Raw genomic sequence first — 21,442 nt, forward strand, 5'->3', positions numbered from 1 at the left:
ATAAATGTACCTAGCGCTAACACTAATAAAATAGCCGCTTTGTTTAACTGATTAGATGCCGACGCAACATCTGCACTCATAGAAGATCCTTTAACTTTGATTTTAAAATAACGAATAGCCACACGTTAACTGTGTGGGGAGTAAACATATATTAGGTGTGGAGTGTGTCAGTGAGATGGCTATTTTAAGTTAAAAAGTGTACTGCGTCATGTATAAAAATAGTATTTTTGGCTTGTTTTACTTTTGTTAACTACTAAAAAATGATAGCTATAGTGTTAATTTATAAAAAGATAATGAAGAGCAGTAAATTAGTAAGCTATTATTTGCTCGCAGAATAGCTAAAAAACACTTATATTTACAAAGTTGTTACATTTATTGCTAGCTAACATATTATTTTTATATTTGCTTGTTATTGTCGCTCTAATATTAGTCTCTAAAGGTTTTAACATATGTTTGGTCTACGAAAAGATAACGCTAAAGTTGATGAATTGGAACGTCAACTCAATGAAAGTAAATCAGTACTATCAGCTATTTATAAGCATGTAGCGTATATTGAATTTACACCTGAAGGAAAAATTTTAGATGCTAACGAACTTTTTTTAGACACCATAGGTTACAAAAGAGAAGAAATAATTGGCAAGCATCACCGTATGTTTTGCGACTCTGATTATGCTAATTCAAATGAGTACAGCCAATTTTGGCAATCGTTGCAAGGTGCAAACTCAGCGAGCGGTACTTTTATGCGCTTTAACGCTAATGGTGAAAAACTATGGCTAGAGGCTACTTACTTTCCTGTGGAAGTTAATGGTGTGGTGAGTAAGGTGATTAAAATAGCCTCTGATATTACAAAAGATTATGTACAGCGAAAATCTCAAGAAGCGCTCACCGAAGCACTTGATAAGGCACTGGCCACAATTGAATTTAACCCCGATGGCACCATTATTAAAGCAAATCAAAACTTTTTATCTACAGTGGGTTATTCACTTGCAGAAATAGTGGGTAAGCATCACAAAATGTTTTGTACTGACTCTTTTTATCAAAATAATCCTCGGTTTTGGGAGGAGCTAAGCGAGGGACAGTTTAAATCGGGTAAGTTTAAACGCATAACCTCTAACGGGGATGAAATTTGGTTAGAGGCAACCTACAATCCTATTTTAGATAACAAAGGCAACGTAATAAAAGTCGTGAAGTTTGCCTCTAATATAACTGAACGGATAAAAGAAAACGAAGCTGTAAGTGACGCTGCAAAAATTGCACACGAGTCAGCCGTGTCGAGTGCGCAAACGGCCAAAAGAGGGTCAGAGATATTACACGATGCAATTGCAAACTCCGATGCAATTGTAAGCCAAGTGCTTAAATCGGTTGATTTAATTAAAAATCTGAATGAACAATCGGCGGTTATCGGGTCTATTGTTTCGACCATAAGCAGTATTGCCGATCAAACTAATCTATTGGCGCTCAATGCCGCTATTGAGGCCGCACGAGCGGGTGAGTACGGCCGCGGCTTTGCCGTTGTGGCCGACGAGGTTAGGCAGCTTGCTGCAAGCACCAGTAGTTCTACCAACGAAATTGCTACTGTGGTTAAAAATAACCAAGAATTGACTAACGATATTTCAAAACAAATTACCTCGGTGTCTGACTCCTCAGAGCAGGGTCGTGAGCTTGTAGCAAAAGTCTCTGAAGTAATACAAGAAATAGAACGAGGCGCTGATGCTGTCTCTGCCACAGTGTCTAGACTTAACGTGAGTTAAGTTGCAGTAATTTGTTAAACTGCGACATTTTGTCGCGCTATAATCCTATAAGTACATTATATAATTTATGCCATATATAACAGTGGCATAAATTATAAATGGCTTATATCAAACGTATACAACACACTTATTTACTCTCTCCTTTAGCACTATTAATTAGCGGCTTTTTATCGCCTGTGGTGCTCGCTGATGATAATGACTTAGAAGTTATTGAAGTTCACGGACATACACAAAATAAGCATTTATCACTTGGCTCATCAGAGGCAATGCTTGGTCATTTAGGTGTTGATTTTTCGGCTGCGGGCGGAGTGTCTAACTTACCTATTTTAAATGGTTTAATGGGCGATAGAGTAAAAGTATTTGTAGATGGAGCGGATTTAACAGCTGCCTGTGCTAATCAAATGAATCCGCCGCTTTCTTATATTTCTGCCAATCAAGTTGCGGCTTATAAGGTTGTTGCTGGTGTCTCGCCAGTAAGTGCAGGTGGCGATAACATTGCAGGTGTAATAAGTGTTAATTCTATTTCACCACAATACAGCGAAACGAGCGAGTTAGCATGGCACTCCGGTTATGTGTCGGCTAAATACAGTAGTGTCGATAATGGCCGAAAGTTAGGTGTTGGCGCTCGTATAGCCAGTGATACATTAAGCTTTGATTACCAGGGCGCGTTTAGTGATGCCAACAGCTACGAAGATGGCAAGGGTAACAAAGTACTTGATACACTATACCGCGCTCAAAATCACAGTTTAACGGGCGCGATACGCGATGAAAAACAACAACTGGTCGTAAAGCTTACGCATCAAAAAATACCGTTCCAAGGTTTTGCTAACCAGTACATGGATATGACTGACAATACCAGCTATGGCGCTATTGCCCAATATAAGCGCAGCTTTGAAAGCAGTGAGCTGCAAGGGCAGGTCAATTGGCATAGTGTAAAGCACGAAATGGGCTTTTTTAGTAAAGAAAAAACCGGCATGATGCCCATGAAAACAGATGCAAAAGATATAAGCACGCAGCTTAAATGGCGTCTTACACTTGATAAAAATAGCTCATTACTGCTCGGGCAGGAATATTATAACTACCGCATTGATGATTGGTGGCCGGCGATTGAAGGCTCAACCATGATGGGGCCAAATGATTATATAAATATTAATAATGGGAAGCGTGAGCGTATTGCCTTATTTGCAGAGTATGAAAGCCAAATTAATAATAAGCTTTGGTTAAATACGGGAGTGAGGGTTGAGCGTGTTAATACGCAAGTTGATGAAGTGCAGGCCTATAACGATGGCATGAGTATGATGGATATGGGCAGTATGAGCACGATGACCACTGCTAATAATGCGCTAGCTGCAAATGACTTTAATAATGCCGATAGAGACAAAACCGACACTTTAGTTGATGTAAATGTACTCGCTAATTACCAAATTACACTTTATGACGAGCTCCAATTAGGCCTTGCTCGCAAAAATCGCGCACCCAATTTATATGAGCGCTACAGCTGGGGTGTAAGTAATATGGCAAGTACTATGATTGGCTGGTACGGCGATGCTAATGGTTATATAGGCAACCCAAACCTTAACGCCGAAACCGCCCATACCATTAGTGCAACGTATTCAAAAACAGCTAAAGATGATGCGTGGCGTGTAAGTGCTAATGTGTGGTATACCGATATAAACGACTACATTGATGCAAATATTGTTCGTAATTTTAATAGTTATGGCTTAGCAAACACAACGCGTAATATTTTACAGTTCACTAATGTTGACGCCACATTGTATGGTGCAAAGCTTGATATAAGTAAGTCGCTTTATCAATCAAAGCAGTTTGGCAAATGGCTGTTAAAAGCAAACGTTACAAGTACCCGTGGCAAGCGCGACGACACAAACCAACCGCTATATCAAATTAAGCCATTACATACAGAGTTAACATTAAGCCAGCAAATAGGGGTATTTGAAAATACGCTGTCGTGGGAGTGGGTTGATTCAAAATCACGCGTTGATGTTAACCGCCTTGAAAACCAAACAAGCAGCTATAATTTAGTGAACTTGTCCTCTAAAACCACCTTTAATGCATTAACGCTAAGTGCTGAGGTAACTAACTTATTTGATGTGTTTTACGAGTTGCCATTAGGGGGAGTAAGTATTGCTGCACTAAAACAAAATAATAGCGCGGGCTTTACCCAATTGTCGGGGCAGGGGCGCTCATTTAATATAAGCGCAAGTTATGCTTTTTAGAGGTTATTAATAGTTAAGTCACCATTGTGTTGTGGCTTAACGCTAATTATTAATCAGTAGTCGCACTTTGCTCATCGTCGGCACAAAGAGATTGCTCTGCTTCTAAAGCTTGTTTTTCGCGCTCGGCTTTAGATACATACGCTGGTTTATTACTTTTGTGTAATTTAGCATTAGCACGTTTATCTTTTTTCTGAAATTTAGTGACGATTTTTTTACGGCGATTCATTAGTACTAATACTCTGATAAATTTAGTTCGCGCATTATACAACCAATGCGATTAAAGCCGCCATATAAATTTAAAACACGATCATTGTAATCCTGTCGCAAAGCGCTATTTAATATTATGCTGCAGCGCTATAATTTGGCCTTTATTTAGTCATACAACGGGATACGTTTTGAAAAAGTTAGTTTTGCTCTGCAGTGCTTTATTTGCTTTTAATACTCATGCGCAATTACATGAAAATATTGATAGTGTAGCTGATTACGCTGTAAATACTTATCAACAATCACAAATTCACACACTAACTAATTTAGTGGCTTTTCCTACAGTAAATAAAGATTCAATACCCGCGCCACAAAATCCTGACTTTATTAATTTTAAGTCGGTATTAAAAATGAAAGCCTCAGAGCTTGGGTTTGATTACCAAGACTTAGGCTATACCGTGCTTATAGGTATGGGCGATCAAAACGAAAAGGTTACCGTTGTTACTCACGGAGATGTACAACCTGCCAATGCAAGTAAGTGGAAACAAAGCCCATTTATCATTGATACCTCTGAGCCTGGAAAATTAGTAGGGCGCGGCACAGAAGATGACAAAGGCGCTATAGCTACTGCGCTTTACGCTATGAAAGCGATTAAAGATAAAGGCATAAAGCTTGATAACCGTATAGAGTTGATGATTTACCTTGCCGAAGAGTCAGACTGGGACCCACTTACTGAATTTATGAAAACCTATGAGCAACCAAAATATGCAGTAACCATTGATGCATCATACCCTGTAGTTGTTGCCGAAAAAGGCTGGAGCTTAATTGCCCCTACGTTTAATGCTACCTCAAAGCAAACTGGGGTTTATGTAAGTGATGTTGCTGGTGGCGCGTTTAGAAGCCAAATACCGGAAGATGCAAGCTTAGTGCTGCATAACGCAAGCGCTGCAATTATTAACTCATTAAAAACAAAAGCTAAAACGCTTAGTGACGTTGAGTTTAATTTTGAAGAGCAAGGTAAAGGCTTAAAAATAACTGTAAAAGGGGTATCTGCGCACTCATCTGAGCCTGAGTCGGGCGTTAATGCCATCGCACACCTGGGTGAGTTATTTAAAGATGTAGCGCTTGAAAATAATAGCGATGGCCAGCTTATTAAATTTGTAAACCAATTAATTGGCTTAGATATTCATGGTAAGCAATTTGGTAATATTGCTTATAAGCATAATTTTATGGGCCCAATGACAGTGGCGCCTACCCTTATCGAGCGCGATGGTAATGCACTAACGTTAGCCATTAACGCGCGCCGCCCAGTAGGCAAAGAGGAAAAACTACTTAAAGCGCAAATTAACAGTGCGATAAAGGAATGGGAAACAGCAAATAACGTAATGCTTAGTAAAGTAGATACGGTTATTGGTACACCCATGCTGTTAGATAACGCACCGCACGCACAAAAGCTACTCGATATATTTAAGCATTTTACCGGCGACAAAAAAGCTGACTTCGTATCAATAGGTGGCGGCACTAACGCAAAACTATTTGATAATGCCGTGTCATTTGGCCCTTCAATGCCGGGTAAACGTTACACAGGCCACTCTGAGCATGAATTTATAACGCTTGAGCAATTGGCGCTAAATTTACGTATGTATACGGCAATGATGATAGAGCTAGGAAATATGTAAGCTATAGCTGTTTTAATTTAAAAGCCGCCTTGTTTAACTAAAGTGACTTCAGCAAGGCGGCTTTTTTGTATTTATTAAAACTGGGCTACAAAACTGAGATTGTATATATCATAGTTATTTTTATCAGTGTAGTTGGCGCTGAAATAGTAGCTATCGTTAATAAAGTATTTACCCTCAACAACTAAATCTGAGTCGCTTACGCCGATACCCACTGCAACGTGCTTATTGAAGTAGTAATTTGCCAGTACATCAAAAAAAGGGTCATCACCAGCATCGAGATAGTCAACATTTATAGAAACGTAGCTTTCATCGTAAAGGTGAGCAAAGTAACGTGATGATAAGTCCCACGAGTCTATTTCATCATCAGTCTCGACAGTAAAACCTAGGTAGTCGGTGTCATTAATTTGATGGTTATATTGCGCTTTAAATAAATAAACCGTATCACCAAATTCGTAATCTACCATGCGTGCAGATACTTTTAACGAATCTGCAAATAAGTAACCTATACCAAGCGAATAGGTATCTGTATCGCCAATGTTGGGTAATTCAAAAGTTGCAAAAGCATTACCGTAAAAGCCTTCTCCAAAAATCCCTTTTTTGCTATAACCATCTGAATTAAAGTAATTTAAGCCTATATTACTATCTGTATCTAGGTAGCCATAATCATCCCACACTCCCGAGCTTTGTTGCTCTTCAAAGTAATAATGCGTAGATAATCCGTACACATTATCGCTGTAATAGCGTGAATCAATTTTTGCGTAGTTAATTGTATTAAACCATTGCTTTGATGCTGATTGTTCAGCGTTTACTGACGCTGCACAGCTAAGTGCAAGCAAAGAGAGTGGTATTAAGTAGCGCATAAGTATCCTTTCTTATAATTAAATAGGTGTATCTGAAAAAGGTATTGTATTTAACACTCGTTAAAATACATTTAAAAAATTGTAAGTAACTGTGTGTTTGTATAAGTATTTGTAGGAATGCGCTTGAAGGGGCTGCTATAAATTTATGACTAATGTCATATTAACTGATGACAAATAGCACCTTTCAGGCTTAAAAATTAAGGCAATAATAACCCTACATTTTAAGAGGAGAGCAAACATGAATACATCAACATTTTTTGATAACTTAAAACGTTACTTAGTGGTTTTAACTTTTTTTACTGTAGTTAACCTAATTACATCACCCAATTATTTGTGGGTTGTGTGGCCTGCGCTAGGGATGGGTATTGCGCTTCTTAACGACTTATTAGATTTAAATCGTTCAAAAAGGGTAGGGTAATGAAAGTGAAGCCAAGTGAATTTACTTGGCTTAAATTACTTAATGTAAAAGAGATAGCCGTTTATGAGGCGCTCTTGAGTGTTGCATTAAGAGATATTTCGGTATTGAGCAGCTTTGAAATAGGGCACCCTTTTTTAGTTTGCTCACACAATGCCTGAAATTGCTCGTTAGCAATATCTTTAATCCGTGCGTTTACGTCAAGTGCTATATGGGTGACTGCAAAGCCATCATCAACTTCATCGAGACTTACCGTTGCTTTGGTATCAATTTTATCGGCTGTAAAGCCTGCATCACCTAATGTAAGTGACAACGCCATACTAAAACAGGCACTGTGCGCCGCACCTACCAATTCTTCTGGGTTTGAACCAGGCTCGTCTTCAAAGCGAGTATTAAAGCCAAAAGGTTGTTTATCAAGTGCGCCGCTTTGCGTAGAAATACTGCCTTTACCTGTTTTAATATCGCCAGACCAGGTTGAGCTTGCCGTTTTTTTAATCGTCATTATCTTCTCCTTGCGTTGCATGTAAGCTTTTCAGACTAAATAAGTGCTATTTACATAAAGCAGCTAAATACAGCCTTAAAAGCCGAATTATCCATACCTTTGCAAAATAGACGCCAGATAGCTCACACGTAGCATGAAGGATTAATACTTTTTATTTTTATTACGTTTACAGCGCTCTGAGCAGTAAATAACGTTATCCCAATCACGCAGCCACTTTTTGCGCCATGTAAAAGGCCTATTGCAAACAGGGCATGTTTTTTGTGGTAAGTGACTTTTTTTGTGTGCCATATTAATTGCTTTTTGCGGTGTGTTTTTGTGTGCGAGTAAGTCCTACATGCTTTTTTAATATGTTAGGAATTGCACGTTTGACATCGGCGCGCTCTCGATATTGCCATAAACGTTCGCGCGCTTGTTTAGAGGCATCGGTTAAATCAAGCATGGGCTCGGGGTAATCTTCTCCTAATTTAAAGTCGTTAAACAGCGCTTCCATGGGTGTTTGTTGCCACGGTTCGTGTAAATATTCTATTGGTAGCTTTTCAAGTTCGGGGCACCACTTTTTAATAAAGACGCCGGTTGGGTCTTGATCTTCAGATTGTTTAATTGGGTTGTAATGCCTAATGGTGTTAATACCCGTAACTGAGGCCTGCATTTGTATTTGCGGGTAATGAATACCCGGTTCAAAGTCTAAAAAGTAATTTGCCAGAGGTAAGCTTGCCTGCTGCCAGCTTATATTTAAATGGTGCGTTACAAAGCTAACCAACATAGCGCGCATTCTAAAATTAATATAGCCTGTAGCTTTTAAACAGCGCATGCAGGCATCAATAATAGGGATACCCGTTTGGCCTTGCGCCCAACGCTCAATATCGCGTTCTACATGCTCATCGGTACGATACGGAAATACATGATAACCTGGGTTTAATGCTTTAAATTCCATAGTGCATTCACTTTCAAACTTTTGCATAAAGTGGCAATGCCAGTGCAGGCGCGATACAAAAGCAGCGAGCGGACGCTTCCAGCCTTTTTTGCTGGGGTGTTTAGAATGGTATTCATCAATTGCCATTTGGTACACTTGCTTAAGGCTAATATTACCCCACGCTAAATAAGGTGAAAGCCTAGAGCAATGAATACGGCTTAAACTGGGGCTAGATATGCCTTTTTGATATCCCTTACCGCGCTCAGCAAAAAAGCTTTGCAGTATTGTGCGCGCAGTTAAAGGCCCACCTACTTGAAAGTTATCATCATTTTGCGTGTAGCTTTTGGGTAATTTAGGTGTTTTGTGGTTATCAAGGGAAATGGTTTTTATATTTTGCCAATTAGGAATAGCAATAGGAGCCTGCATTGTTTGTTGCCAGCGTGCGTTCCAATCTTTACGGTTTTTTTTGCCACGAATAACGGCGCCCGTTTGTGATTCATGCCAGTGTACTTGTTGCTCTTTACACCACATGGCAACGGCTTTATCTCGCTCAAAGGTATTGTTTAAGCCAATTTCTTGATGGCTAAATATGTTTGCTATTTGGTATGTTTGATTAAGCGTGTTTAACAGTGTCAGCATGTCTTGGCTAAAAATATAAAGCGTTGCTTTATAGCGATTTAGCTGCTGATTTATTTCATATATTGATTGATAAACAAATCGCCAATGGCGCACATTATAATGTGCATCCTCAAGCATTAGTGGCTCAAAGTTGTAAAGCAGTAACGTGGGTAAACCGTTATTAAAAGCATGTTTAAGTGGTTGATGATCGCTAAGGCGTAAATCGCGTTTAAACCACACTATGTTTATCTTTTCGCGCATATTTAAAAAAGTGGCTGCAGTTATGAAATACTGTACGCAATAAAGCGTTTTTACGATTTGCAGTACGACGTATAAAGGAGAATTATGTTTTTAGATTTAACACAAAACACGCAGCACAATGTTTACTCTTATTTAGTTGGGGGTATTAGCCCACGGCCGATTGCTTGGGTAAGCACACTTAGTAAGGAGGGAATTGCTAATATTGCCCCGTATTCTTTCTTTACAGTGGCCAGCTGTAACCCCCCAGTGTTGAGCGTGACTCAAGTAAACCCACGCGACAAAGCCAATAAAGATACGCTTTTAAACCTTCAAGCCACTAACAGCTGCGTGGTTAATATTGTCAGTGAGGAGCTAGTCGAGAAAATGAATCAAAGCTGCGCTAATTATCCACATAATGTGAGTGAATTTGAAGCGGCGAATATTGAATCAGTTGCTAGTACACAGGTTGCAGCCCTAGGCGTTGCAACGGCTAAAGTAAGATACGAATGTACTTTAAGAGAAATTATTCAAATAAGCGACGAACCCGGTGGCGGCAAAGTTATGCTGCTCAACGTGGTAGGAATTTATATTGATGATAAGGTGTTAGTGAATGGCTATATAGACCCCACGCGTTTAAACAGCGTAGGCAAAATGGGTGGAGACTACTTTAGCTCTACCAAAGATAAATTTGTACTAAAGCGGCCACAATTGTAAAATAACAGATTAACTTTATACACTTACTGTTAACTCATTAAGCGTTACTTATAAAAACAAATGGATATTGAATGTCTAAATTTTACCTCACTTTAGTACTTGCCCTACTTAGTTTTAGTTGTCTCTCAGCGCCTGATAAAAAGTTACCCATAGAAGCGTTTGCTGGCTTAAAAAGCATAAGCCAAGTTAAGCTCTCACCTGATGGAAATAACATTGCGTATGTAAAAAACCTTGATGGCGATTTAGTTTTAATGGTGCAGAGCCTTACAACGGGCAAGGGCAAGCCGATTATTAAATCGGATAATCATACTGTATTTTTTGACTGGTTTAGCTGGGCAAACAATAATGTGTTGTTATTGGGTGCACGATACATTAAATATCAATTTGGTGGGGTTAAGTATACATCTACTTTAATGTATTCGTATAATTTAAGTGATGATAAAGGAATAAAACTGGCTTTTAGGGCAAACAAAACACGTGATGAAAAGCAGCCCCAGTTTTCTGACCAAATTATTAGTTTTTTACCGGAGCAAGAAAATAAAATACTTGTGCAGGGGGATTTTAAAATTGCCAATACCCCTGCTGTGTATGAGCTTGACCTAACTACTTTACGTAAAAAACAAATACAACGTGCTCGTGCAGATGTAACCAGTTGGTTTGCTGATAGGCAAGGCAAAGTTCGTATTGCTAAAAAAATGGATGAAACACAATTTACTTACGAGCTGTACAACGAGCAAAAAGAGTCGTGGCAAACACTATTTAGCTACGAAGTATTTAGTGAGCAAAGTATTTCGATACTTGGCTTTGATAAAGACCCTAATTTTTTATACATCACTGCGCTACATGAGGGACGTGAAGCATTATTTAAGCTTAATTTAACAACTAACAAACGTGAGCTCATTTTTAGCGATGATAAGTACGATGTAGATGGCGATATTTTTTACTCCCGTAAAACTGGTGAAGTTGCAGGCTTTACGCATTCTCAGTTAGAAGATGGTATTGCGTATTGGGATGAAGACTTAGATAAGTTACATCGTTCTTTACGAGCTTCATTACCTAAAGATTCATTTGAAATGGATATTGTTAGCACCAGCGACGATCAACAAAAATATGTACTTTATGTCAGCTCAGATAAAACTTCAGGCGCCTACATGTTAGGTGACAGAAAGCGAGGAGACTTAACATTTTTTGCAGACGTTTACCCACACATTAATGAAAGCGTATTCGCCGGTAAAGAGCTCATTAGCTATAAAGCACGTGATGGGCTTGTTATAGAAGGCTACTTAACGCTGCCTGTTGGCTATGAGAAGGGCGATAAGTTACCCACTATTATATTTCCACATGGTGGGCCTATGGCGCGAGATTATGCAGGCTTTGACTATTGGACGGCGCTACTGGCATACAATGGTTACGCCGTGTTACAGCCTAACTTTCGTGGCTCAAGTGGTTATGGTTATGACTTTTTAATGCAGTCGATCCAAGGTTTTGGTTTAGCCATGCAAGATGACTTACAAGATGGAGCTAACTGGTTAATAGACCAGGGGATTGCTCAGCCAGATAAAATTTGTATTGGTGGCGCAAGCTACGGTGGGTATGCCGCCCTAATGGCTGTTATTAAACACCCTGAAACATTTAAATGTGCGGCAAGTTTTGCAGGGGTAACTGACCTTGAGCATATTGTGAGTAAAGCTCGATACTTTACAAACAAAGACATAGTAAGAAAACAGTTTGGAACAAATAGCGATAAGTTAGAGGCTAATTCTCCTGTTAACTTTGCAAAATCGATTAACAAACCAATTTTACTTATTCATGGCAGCGACGACAGCGTAGTACCTATTTATCACAGCCGAGAAATGGAAGGTGAATTAGATGACGAAGATAAAGATGTTACTTACATTGAGCTAGAAGAGGGTGATCATTACTTGTCCTATCAGCCGCATAGAATTAAAACATTACAAGCGTTTCTCGATTTTTTTGATAAGCATTTAAAAAACGATTGATAACAAAGGCGACTTAGGTCGCCTTTATTGATCTTAAATTTCTAAATAATGCACATTGTTTGCACTTTTACTTGTTAACATTGTACGTTGTTATTAAAGGCGCTATTTATAAGTCGCTATAATAGAACACACAGTTAATACAATTGGTATTACAGGCTATTCTTAAAAGTGCTTAGAGCTTTTAAGAATACGTTTTAGCGGTAAAAAAATACGTAATAAATAATAGCTCAAATGCTTTAGAGTCAGGTTTATAAAAAATAAATGAAAATTCATAATAAACTTTTTTTAATATTATTTAGTTTTACTTTTAGCATTATTGCGGGGTTAGTTGTGCTTATTCAGTACAGTATTGGCCAAGGTGTTATTGATTTTGTTAACGCTAAAGAAGTAAAAGCATTAGAGCCATTGGCAGTACAACTCGCTAATAAGTATGCGCACACTCCCTCGTGGGATAAAATTATAGGTAACGATCAGCGCTTTTTAAGGTTGGTTGAATCGCAATTGCAATCAAGTCAGTTTTTACCTAGTTTACGCGATATGCCACAGCGCCCAGAAATTCGCGGCGAACGCAGACCCAGGCCCCCACAGCATTTGGCGCAGCGCGATCGTCGCCCACCGCCTGAGCATGCCGCGCACTATGCACTACTTGATGAAAACCAGCAGCGTATTTTTGGTAAATTATTTGAGGATTTAAAGTACATTAAAACGCCCATAGAGCTTGAAGGTAAAACAATTGCTTATCTGGCTGTTTCAAAAAGAAAAAGCCTAGCAGATGGGTACGAGCTTGATTTTTTAAAGCAGCAAACTAACTATTTATGGCTTATTGCGTTAACCGCAGGGCTACTTACCTTAATGTTGTCTTTTTTATTAGCAAGGCACTTAGTTGGGCCTGTAAAGCAAATAGCCAGCGGTATGCACAAGCTTACTAAAGGGCAGTACAGCACAAAGCTTTTATTAGATAGAAAAGACGAGCTGGGCCAGCTTAGTGAAGATTTTAACACCTTGGCCTTTACGCTTGCTAAGGATGAGCAAGTACGTAAACGTTGGCTTGCAAATATTTCTCATGAACTAAGAACGCCCATGAGCATTTTACTCGGTGAGCTTGAAGCTATGTTGCTTGGGATACGTGAACCAAATAATAAAAATATTAGTTCTGCTAACGATGAAGCGCTGCATTTAAAGCGCTTGATTGACGACCTACACATGCTAAACAGTGCCGAGTTAGGTGGCATGCATTACACCATGGAACCAACCGATGTAGGCTACTTACTTAACTCCATAGAGCAAAAATACCATGTTATTTTTAAGCAGCACGCTATTAATTTTTACCTTCTTAATAGCGCTAACAACACCACAGTAAACGCAGATAAAACACGTATACTGCAATTATTAGATAATATATTAATGAATGCGGTGCATTACGCGCAGTGTACAACTATTTCTTTAAGTGCCAATAACGTAAATATAAAAGGCCAAGCCTATTTAGAGCTTATAATAGAAGATAATGGGATAGGTGTTGAGCAAACGCATTTATCGCATTTGTTTGAATATTTATACCGTGTAGACAGCTCTCGCAACCGCCAAGAGGGAGGCTCTGGTTTAGGTTTATCAATTTGCCAACATATCGTTAAAGGCCATAATGGCGAAATAGCGGCTGAAAAAGCAAGTTTAGGTGGTTTAGCGATTATTATTCGCCTGCCTTTAGTAAAGGTTTAGAGGACAGTATGGAAGATCAAATACTTATTGTTGAAGATGAAATAAAACTTGCCAATTTAATGAGCGACTTTTTAACAAGTCATCATTATCAAACGCACCTTATTCATCATGGTGATGAGGTACTTAGCTGGCTTGAAAGTAACAAGCCAAGTGTTATTTTATTGGATATTATGCTGCCAGGGCAAAGCGGTATAGAGCTGTGCAAAGCGATAAGAAAGTTCTCTAATGTGCCCATTATTATGGTTTCGGCAAAGGTAGAGGAGATTGACCGATTGCTTGGGCTAGAATTGGGCGCCGATGATTATATTTGTAAACCGTTTAGCTATGCTGAGCTGGTGGCGCGTGTAAAAGCAATTTTAAGGCGTGTGAATAGCACAAAAGAGCCTGTAAATAATGCCATGACACTGGATGAAAGTACTTACAGTGTTAACTATAAAAATAGCAGTATAGAACTAACTAATTTTGAATTTCAGCTATTTAAGCCTTTGTATTCAAATCCTAACCGAATTTACTCACGCGATAGCTTAATGGACACCATGTACGCAGACCAACGTATAGTTAGCCACCGCACTATAGACAGCCACATAAAAAAATTACGTAAAAAGCTGGATGAAGTAACGCAAACCGAAAGCGTTATTCAGTCGGTTTACGGGGTGGGCTATCGGTTTGTTCATCCTCAATAGCTAAAAGTGAGCGCAGCTTTACTCATCATCTGCATTTTTAATACGTTCTAAACGGTCGAACTCTTCGTATTCGGCCGCTTGTATTTCATCTAGCACAGCATCTACATCTGCAACTTCGCTACTGTCTTCAAATTCCCCGCTGAGCACCGTGTTTGGCGTTAAGCTGGCCTCTTCAAACAGTGCCCACATTTCTTTTGCGTATTGGGTTTTTAAAAGGCTAGGTGCAAACTGCGCATAATAACGGCGTATGTTGTTTACATCGCGCGTAAACATTGCTTGCGCACTGTTATTAGCCGCGGCGTTTATAGCTTGCGGAAGGTCAATAATGACAGGCCCTTTATTATCAACAAGTACGTTAAATTCCGATAAGTCACCGTGGATAATACCCGCGCACAGCATTAATTTAATATAATGAATCATCATACTGTACTGCTCAATAGCGTGTTGCTGCGTAAGGCTCACATGCCCTAACTGTGGAGCAACATCACCGTCTTCATCGCACACAAGCTCCATTAACAACACGCCATCAATACAGTAATAAGTGTCGGGAACTCTGACGCCAGCACGTGATAAACGGCTAAGCGCGTCTACCTCTGCATTTTGCCAAATTTCCTCTTCTAGTTGCCGCCCATAACTAGAGCGTTTACCCATGGCACGGGCTTGGCGTCCGCCTCTCACTTTTCGACCTTCTTGATACTGTGCGGCTTTTTTAAAGCTGCGTTTAACGGCTTCTTTGTAGACTTTAGCACAGCGAATTTCGCCACCGCTGCGTACCACAAATACATCCGCTTCTTTGCCGCTCATTAAGCGGCTTATCACTTCATCAATTAGGCCATCATCAACGAGTGGCTGGAGGCGTTTAGGTATTTTCACTGCGATACAACTAGTAAAATTGGAAGATTAAACATGTATGTTTATAAGCCCTTAGTATGTTAGCTCTCAAAAACGTGTTGAAAGTGGTTTTAGGTAATTAGTTATCACAATAACCGAAATACCGAATAAGGTAAAAATAACATGATAAAAATCAGCTTTATTTTTATTTCCTTATTTTTTGCACAATGTTTGCGCTTTTTAGGCGTACTTTATATTCATACCCTTTATTAATAGCTAACCCAAGGTGACCACGATGAAGCATTTCTCTACTTTTGCCGTTGCTGCATTATTATCTATGGCTTTTTCAGCCAATGTTGCAGCCCGAGGCGGTGATAACCCACCACCTAAACCTGACTTTTCGAGCATAGATGCAGATGGTGACGGTGTGATTAGCCTTGCAGAATTTAGTGAAAGTGCGCCACCGCAAGGCGATGCGCAAACTATTTTTGATGCTATAGATGCCGATGGGAATGGCGAAATTAGCGAACAAGAATTAAGTGAACACAAGCCACCACGCCGCGCACGTTAAGGAAGAAAAAAATGATCAACAGTATTGGTAGCTCAGCGAGTTTTATGGCTCAACAATCGAGTCAAGTAAGTGCTTTAACCACAGAGCAAACTGAGTTTGTTAAAGAAACACTGGCAGAATTTGATGCACAAAACCTAAGCACAGAAGATGCGCAAAGTATTCAAGCCGCATTTGAAGAGCAGGGGATCTCGCCTACAAAAGAGTTAGCGGATTTAATGAGCGAACTTGATTTTGACGCTAAAAGTATAGGCGATGCAGGACGTCCTGAAGGGCAGCGTCCGCCACCGCCGCCACAAAACGCGCTAGAATCTGTTGATACTGACGAAGTGGTTAGCTACTTAGATGAGTTATTAACTGAGTATTCAAGCCAGCTATCAGATGAAGATAAAGAATCAATTCTTTCATCGGTACAAGAAAAATTTGGCTTAAGTGAAGGCGATTCACTGCTAAATGTAACAGCTTAGGTGTTATAACTTGAGGTAAAGCTGAGCGTTTATCCTTAGGTCTTAAGTCCAAAGTCCGGCAATTATTTTGTTGGGCTTTTTTATTATACCCATTCGCTTAATTGATTACGTATTAGTGCGGATTGGGTTTACTCTGCTTGAGGCAAAAAAATCGCGCTAATAGCACCTAATAAACCGAGCAGGCTATACAACAAAATAAGCTGTGCAGTTGATAAAAATGCATCTAAAAGCCCTATACTGCCTAACATTAGAAGCAAAATACCAATTATAGTATTGCTAACCGACACGTAATCGGTGCGTTTATTGCCTTGTGCCATATCCACTAAATAGGTTTTACGCCCGAGCCGCACCCCTTGATGAGCAATACAAAGCAAAAAATAAAAACTAGGTATTACCCAAGCATATTCAAACAGTTGGCTATACCATGAGGCTATTACAAACACGCTTACGCCATTTATGGTGACAAGTAACGCACTGATCACAAGTACCTTTTGGCTAGAAAAATCGCTAAGTCTTCCCCATATTGGCCCAGAAATTAAACTTGCTAAGCCAGACACGGCTAAAAATATTGCCAATAATGAAAATTCAAACTGTTGAGAGCTTGCTAAAATAATATAAAAAGGCGCGCTTAGGGCTGAGCAAAGTAAAAAGGCGCGGGTAATGACAAAGTGTGCAAATTGTTTATCTTGATAAAGCAGCTGTAATTTACTTAGCGCATTTAAAAAGCCATTTTTACCGCCTTGGGTCGCGCCTTTGTATTCGTTTATGCGGCTATAAAAAAGTGCAGCAGCAACCCACAAAACGGCGCCTAAACTTAGCGCAATTAATACCGTATTTTGCTCTTTTTGCCCCGAAAAAAAACACATCATTAAACCAAAAGTAAGTGTTGCAAGTCCGGCAATACTTGCTGCCAGGCCACTAATATTACCTCGCTTTTTTTTAGGGATCACTTTACCTAATACATCTTTAGCAGCAATAGAGTTAAACCCGCGGGCGAGGCTAAAGAGCACCAACAGAGCTAAAATTGCATAGCCAGCTTGAGCGCCTTCTAGCACAAATGAAACACCCACCATAGCGCCAATACATAAAGCTTGGGCAAATGCACCGCAAACCCATACCCACTTTCTCACAGGGCGTTGGCGGATAATATTGGCTATCGCTAATTGGGGTAATAAAGAGCCTGATTCTCTAATAGGCACAAGCCAGGCTATAAACGCGCTTGGTACGTTTAAGCTTTGCATTAACCAAGGTAGGGTTACTTTAGGATTGAGGAGGGCATCGGCAAATTTACTAAAAAGCTGGCTTGCTAATAAAAGAATAAAGTTACCAGCAACTTCTTTGCAGTCTTCATCGTTTATGTCTTTACAGGCACGTGCGTCTTCATCGTTATTAAGGCGTTTATAGACTTGCTCTTTAGTGAGTTTTTTCATATTGCTAGCTACACAATTTGTTTTGCTCGTTGAGGTATGATTCTACAAAGTGTTGTTCCATAGGTTTAGAAAAATAATAACCTTGCAGGTGAGACACGCCAATTTCTTTTAGCACATTGGCTTGCTCTAGGGTTTCGACGCCTTCGGCAACTACTATAAAATCAAGTGTAGAGGCCATTTGCACAATTGCATGAATAATACTTAAGCCTCGCTTATCCATATTCTGAATAAAGCTTTTATCTATTTTTACTATGTCTACACCAATATCTAACATGCTCGATAAGGATGAATACCCCGTACCAAAGTCATCTATAGAAATACAAAATCCTTGTTTTTGCAGCTCTTTTACTGCGGCTAAAAAGGTGAGCTTATCCTCTGCAAACACAGATTCAGTGATTTCAAGGTGCAGGTTTTCGGGCTTTACATGGTATTGATTCACTATATTTACAACTTTAGTGACAAAATCAGGGTCTTGAAGTTGTATTACCGATACATTAACGCTCACAGCAATAGTGGGTTGTACGTTTTTAAACGTGCAAGCTTGCGCACACGCTTGTTCAATCACCCATAAGCCAAGTTCGGTTATGAGGTTGTATTGCTCGGCAATGGCAATAAACTCATCGGGAAATATCGCTTCGCCATTTAACTGCCACCTTAAAAGCGATTCAAACGAGGTTACCTTTGTTGTTTTACTATCAACTATAGGCTGAAACACTAATCGCAAGCCGTTATTTTTTATTGCCATTGCTAATTGTTGGCTGAGTAACTGTTCGCGCTCTTGCTGACGCTTTAAGTCGTTGTTGTAAATATTAACGCAGCCTTTTGCAGTTCGCTTTTGATGGTACATGGCTAAATCTGCTGAGCGGATTAATGCGCCCAAATCAGCCTCATGTTCAGGAAATAAAGCGATGCCAATAGTGGCTGATACCCAACTTTGATATTTATATCGTTCATGCTCGGCACTAATACTTTTAATCACCTTTTTGGCAAAATTAAATAAATCTTGTTGATCTTCGTAGGTTGTTAAAATTAAAAATTCATCTCCGCCCCAGCGACATTTGTATAGATGTCGAGTGCACACCGTACTGAGGCGCTCGGCTATTTCCTTAAGCACTTGATCACCTATTTTATGTCCCATAGTGTCATTAATTTGCTTAAATCCATCTAGATCTACAAAAAGTAAAGCGAGTTTTTCGTTAGGGTGATCTGCAAGTTGTTTATTAGCTACCTTTAAAAAAGCGGTGCGGTTTAATAAATTTGTTAGTGGGTCAGTATTAGATAAGCGGTAAATTTCTTCAGTGCGCTTTTCTACTTTGCTTTCCATCTCGTTAAGTAGTTTGCGGTTTTGATTTCGTAATTTTATTGCTGTTTGGGTAAATGTGGCAGATTTATAGGAAGAGGCAACCATAATGGCTGAAAAAGTAATGCCTAAGAACCCAAGTATATACTGGTAATAGTTATCAGATAAGCTAAGCACTAAAGAGTAAGGCATTAATAAAATAATGCTGTAGCACACTGAGGTAAAACGACTGCCAGAGAGTAAATTGGCAGAGCCTCCAGCAAAGGCAGACAAAATAGCTATAGTGGTGGTAATTTCAACGATGGATGAGCTTTTATGAAACCACAGTGCGTAACATGACCATGAAATAGCAGTTGCAATGCAGCCCACTGAAAAGCGTTTTAAAAAGTTATTTGCATTAAATCGGTGGTTAACGACTTTAGTGTAGTTGAAGTAAATAACATCAATTAGCCTAATTGCTAAAATGACCAGCATGAAAAAAAGCCAAATTATTTTTTCTTGTTTGGTTGTCTTATTCGTTAAGTCAAAAGCAAATACAAGCACAAAGCTTACCAATGCAGAAACGCCAATGCCAGATAAAGCATTAGAATATAAAAGTTTTACGGCTTCTATGCGTTCATTACTATTTAGGTTTTTATATTGCACTCATCAAAGCCTTATTAAAGTAATGCGGGTTACATTTATAAAAATACAATAATAAATATAGTTTAATGATAGGAAAATGCAGACTTTAAATAAAAAAATGCCCATAACACAATGTCTTGTTATGGGCTTTAAGTTAAAAATCGTTAGCGCTATGACGCTCGCTGAGTTGTTCTTCTTCTGGGCCCCAAGTACGATTAACCCGCTGACCACGTTTAACAGCGGGGCGCTTCGCTATTTGTTCTGCCCAGCGCATTACATGAGTGTAAGAGGCTACATCTAAAAACTCGGCAGCGTCGTATAGTTTTCCAAGCACCAATGAGCCATACCAAGGCCAAATAGCAATGTCGGCAATAGAGTATTCACTACCCGCCATGTATTCGTTTTCACTCAAGTGACGATTTAATACATCGAGCTGTCGCTTAGTTTCCATAGTAAAGCGGTCTATTGGGTATTTCATTTTTGTTGGTGCGTAGCTATAAAAATGGCCAAATCCACCCCCTAAATAAGGTGCAGATCCCATTTGCCAAAACAGCCAATTACGGCATTCTGTCTTGGCTTTAAAATCTTTTGGTATTAGTACATCAAATTTTTCTGCCAAGTATTGTAAAATTGAACCCGACTCAAAAATGCGTGTTGGTGGTGTGGTTGAGTGATCCATAAGCGCGGGGATTTTAGAGTTTGGATTAATATCAACAAAGTCCGAGCCAAATTGGTCGCCTTCGCCAATGTCAATTAAGTAGGCATCGTAGTCGGCATCGGTTAGACCAAGCTCTAATAGCTCTTCAAACATAATGGTCGCTTTTTGGCCATTAGGCGTAGCTAATGAATAAAGTTGAAATGGATGTTCGCCAATGGTCAAGTTTTTATCATGTGTGGGGCCTGCAATAGGGCGGTTGATGTTGGCAAATTTACCACCACTTTCACTGTCCCACGTCCACACTCTAGGCACAGTGTGTTCGTTTTCATTACTCATAAATAACCTCAATTTAAAATGTATTAATTTCTATACTGACAAATAAAAAGCTGGGGGTGTAAATAATTATTTAAAGACAATGCAAAAAATTATCGTGCTTTTAATTTATCTGATTTGGCAAGTTTATATCCTAAAAAGAACCCACTTAACGCACCAAATAGATGACTTTCAAATGAGACATGAAAGCGCTGTGGCAAAACGCCCCAAATAAAGCCGCTGTAAAGCACCGCAACTACTACGGCAATAACAATCGATTTGAGTGAGCGCCTAACCACTCCATAGCACAGTATAAACCCCCACAAACCATAAATAACACCGCTTAAGCCTACATGAAAACTACTACGACCAAAGGCCCACACTAATAGCCCACCCATTAATGCAGTAAAAATGAACACAGTATAAAAGCGTTTTACACTGTATTGGCAAATAAGCCAGCTAAGTACAGTAAAAGGCAACATGTTGCTAGCAAAGTGCCACCAGCTTCCGTGCAAAAATGGAGCGCATAAAATGCCAATTAACCCGTGTACACTTCGCGGATAAATTCCTAAACCATTAAGGGTAATGCCTGGTAAGCTATTGATAATTTGCAGTACTAAGCACAAAAAAACAACGCTAAATATTGCAAATCGAGTACTGGTTATAACTGAAGAAGATGATGAGTTAGTTGGCATATAAACGCCTTTGTAGGATTATTTTGTA

The 21,442-nt window shown here is 39.4% G+C and carries 20 protein-coding genes; 10 read left to right on the forward strand and 10 right to left on the reverse strand.

What is annotated here, in order from left to right:
• Nucleotides 1-449: 449 nt before the first annotated feature.
• Complete coding sequence (locus tag AN389_RS20795; protein WP_055014120.1) at nt 450-1,751, forward strand: PAS domain-containing methyl-accepting chemotaxis protein; 1,302 nt, start codon at nt 450-452, stop codon at nt 1,749-1,751.
• 98 nt (nt 1,752-1,849) lie between these two features.
• The gene (locus AN389_RS02090) at nt 1,850-3,985 is read left to right on the forward strand and encodes a TonB-dependent receptor (protein ID WP_055014119.1); all 2,136 of its coding nucleotides are present in this window, start codon (nt 1,850-1,852) and stop codon (nt 3,983-3,985) included.
• Between the two features lie 49 nt (nt 3,986-4,034).
• On the opposite strand, the gene AN389_RS20110 is transcribed toward AN389_RS02090, so the two are convergent.
• Nucleotides 4,035-4,211 (reverse strand): DUF2986 domain-containing protein, encoded by a 177-nt coding sequence (locus tag AN389_RS20110; RefSeq protein WP_082422655.1) that lies wholly within the window; start codon nt 4,209-4,211, stop codon nt 4,035-4,037.
• 169 nt (nt 4,212-4,380) lie between these two features.
• On the opposite strand from AN389_RS20110, the gene AN389_RS02095 reads away from it, so the two are divergent.
• Nucleotides 4,381-5,868, forward strand: coding sequence for a dipeptidase (locus AN389_RS02095; protein WP_055014118.1), 1,488 nt, complete (start codon nt 4,381-4,383; stop codon nt 5,866-5,868).
• A 74-nt stretch (nt 5,869-5,942) separates the two neighbouring features.
• Here AN389_RS02095 and AN389_RS02100 read toward each other — a convergent pair whose 3' ends face one another.
• Nucleotides 5,943-6,728, reverse strand: a complete 786-nt coding sequence (locus AN389_RS02100; protein ID WP_055019175.1) for a putative porin — start codon at nt 6,726-6,728, stop codon at nt 5,943-5,945.
• 238 nt (nt 6,729-6,966) lie between these two features.
• Here AN389_RS02100 and AN389_RS02105 point away from each other — a divergent pair, with 238 nt between their 5' ends.
• Entirely contained in the window at nt 6,967-7,146 is a 180-nt protein-coding gene (locus tag AN389_RS02105) for a 2TM domain-containing protein (RefSeq protein ID WP_055019176.1), read from the forward strand.
• A gap of 61 nt (nt 7,147-7,207) precedes the next feature.
• On the opposite strand, the gene AN389_RS02110 is transcribed toward AN389_RS02105, so the two are convergent.
• The 3 genes from AN389_RS02110 to AN389_RS02115 all read right to left on the reverse strand — a co-directional run bounded on the left by AN389_RS02110 (nt 7,208) and on the right by AN389_RS02115 (nt 9,437).
• Nucleotides 7,208-7,645, reverse strand: a complete 438-nt coding sequence (locus tag AN389_RS02110) for an OsmC family protein (RefSeq protein WP_055019177.1) — start codon at nt 7,643-7,645, stop codon at nt 7,208-7,210.
• A gap of 141 nt (nt 7,646-7,786) precedes the next feature.
• Nucleotides 7,787-7,933 (reverse strand): DUF2256 domain-containing protein, encoded by a 147-nt coding sequence (locus tag AN389_RS20115; protein ID WP_082422656.1) that lies wholly within the window; start codon nt 7,931-7,933, stop codon nt 7,787-7,789.
• A 1-nt stretch (nt 7,934) separates the two neighbouring features.
• Nucleotides 7,935-9,437, reverse strand: coding sequence for a cryptochrome/deoxyribodipyrimidine photo-lyase family protein (locus tag AN389_RS02115; RefSeq protein WP_055019178.1), 1,503 nt, complete (start codon nt 9,435-9,437; stop codon nt 7,935-7,937).
• Nucleotides 9,438-9,521: 84 nt separating this feature from the next.
• On the opposite strand from AN389_RS02115, the gene AN389_RS02120 reads away from it, so the two are divergent.
• The 4 genes from AN389_RS02120 to AN389_RS02135 all read left to right on the forward strand — a co-directional run bounded on the left by AN389_RS02120 (nt 9,522) and on the right by AN389_RS02135 (nt 14,529).
• Nucleotides 9,522-10,130 (forward strand): flavin reductase family protein, encoded by a 609-nt coding sequence (locus AN389_RS02120; RefSeq protein WP_055017144.1) that lies wholly within the window; start codon nt 9,522-9,524, stop codon nt 10,128-10,130.
• A gap of 71 nt (nt 10,131-10,201) precedes the next feature.
• The gene (locus AN389_RS02125) at nt 10,202-12,130 is read left to right on the forward strand and encodes a S9 family peptidase (RefSeq protein WP_055019179.1); all 1,929 of its coding nucleotides are present in this window, start codon (nt 10,202-10,204) and stop codon (nt 12,128-12,130) included.
• Between the two features lie 261 nt (nt 12,131-12,391).
• Nucleotides 12,392-13,846, forward strand: coding sequence for an ATP-binding protein (locus tag AN389_RS02130; RefSeq protein WP_055019180.1), 1,455 nt, complete (start codon nt 12,392-12,394; stop codon nt 13,844-13,846).
• An 8-nt stretch (nt 13,847-13,854) separates the two neighbouring features.
• The gene (locus AN389_RS02135) at nt 13,855-14,529 is read left to right on the forward strand and encodes a response regulator (RefSeq protein ID WP_055014111.1); all 675 of its coding nucleotides are present in this window, start codon (nt 13,855-13,857) and stop codon (nt 14,527-14,529) included.
• An 18-nt stretch (nt 14,530-14,547) separates the two neighbouring features.
• Here AN389_RS02135 and AN389_RS02140 read toward each other — a convergent pair whose 3' ends face one another.
• The gene (locus AN389_RS02140) at nt 14,548-15,402 is read right to left on the reverse strand and encodes a PA4780 family RIO1-like protein kinase (RefSeq protein WP_055019181.1); all 855 of its coding nucleotides are present in this window, start codon (nt 15,400-15,402) and stop codon (nt 14,548-14,550) included.
• 253 nt (nt 15,403-15,655) lie between these two features.
• Here AN389_RS02140 and AN389_RS02145 point away from each other — a divergent pair, with 253 nt between their 5' ends.
• On the forward strand, nt 15,656-15,931 hold the full coding sequence (locus AN389_RS02145; RefSeq protein ID WP_055014109.1) for an EF-hand domain-containing protein: 276 nt from the start codon (nt 15,656-15,658) through the stop codon (nt 15,929-15,931).
• Nucleotides 15,932-15,942: 11 nt separating this feature from the next.
• A complete protein-coding gene (locus AN389_RS02150; RefSeq protein WP_055017149.1) occupies nt 15,943-16,395 on the forward strand; it encodes a hypothetical protein in 453 nt (150 codons plus the stop codon).
• A 128-nt stretch (nt 16,396-16,523) separates the two neighbouring features.
• Here the strand turns inward: AN389_RS02150 and AN389_RS02155 are convergent, their stop codons facing one another.
• The 4 genes from AN389_RS02155 to AN389_RS02170 form a co-directional block, all read right to left on the reverse strand.
• Complete coding sequence (locus AN389_RS02155) at nt 16,524-17,825, reverse strand: MFS transporter (RefSeq protein ID WP_055019182.1); 1,302 nt, start codon at nt 17,823-17,825, stop codon at nt 16,524-16,526.
• A gap of 4 nt (nt 17,826-17,829) precedes the next feature.
• Complete coding sequence (locus tag AN389_RS02160) at nt 17,830-19,770, reverse strand: bifunctional diguanylate cyclase/phosphodiesterase (protein WP_055019183.1); 1,941 nt, start codon at nt 19,768-19,770, stop codon at nt 17,830-17,832.
• A gap of 133 nt (nt 19,771-19,903) precedes the next feature.
• Nucleotides 19,904-20,743, reverse strand: a complete 840-nt coding sequence (gene yghU / locus AN389_RS02165; RefSeq protein WP_055017151.1) for a glutathione-dependent disulfide-bond oxidoreductase — start codon at nt 20,741-20,743, stop codon at nt 19,904-19,906.
• A gap of 89 nt (nt 20,744-20,832) precedes the next feature.
• The gene (locus AN389_RS02170; protein WP_055019184.1) at nt 20,833-21,414 is read right to left on the reverse strand and encodes a rhomboid family intramembrane serine protease; all 582 of its coding nucleotides are present in this window, start codon (nt 21,412-21,414) and stop codon (nt 20,833-20,835) included.
• Nucleotides 21,415-21,442 lie beyond the last annotated feature (28 nt).

The organism is Pseudoalteromonas sp. P1-7a, assembly GCF_001401855.1.
In the GTDB taxonomy this organism is placed as follows: domain Bacteria; phylum Pseudomonadota; class Gammaproteobacteria; order Enterobacterales; family Alteromonadaceae; genus Pseudoalteromonas.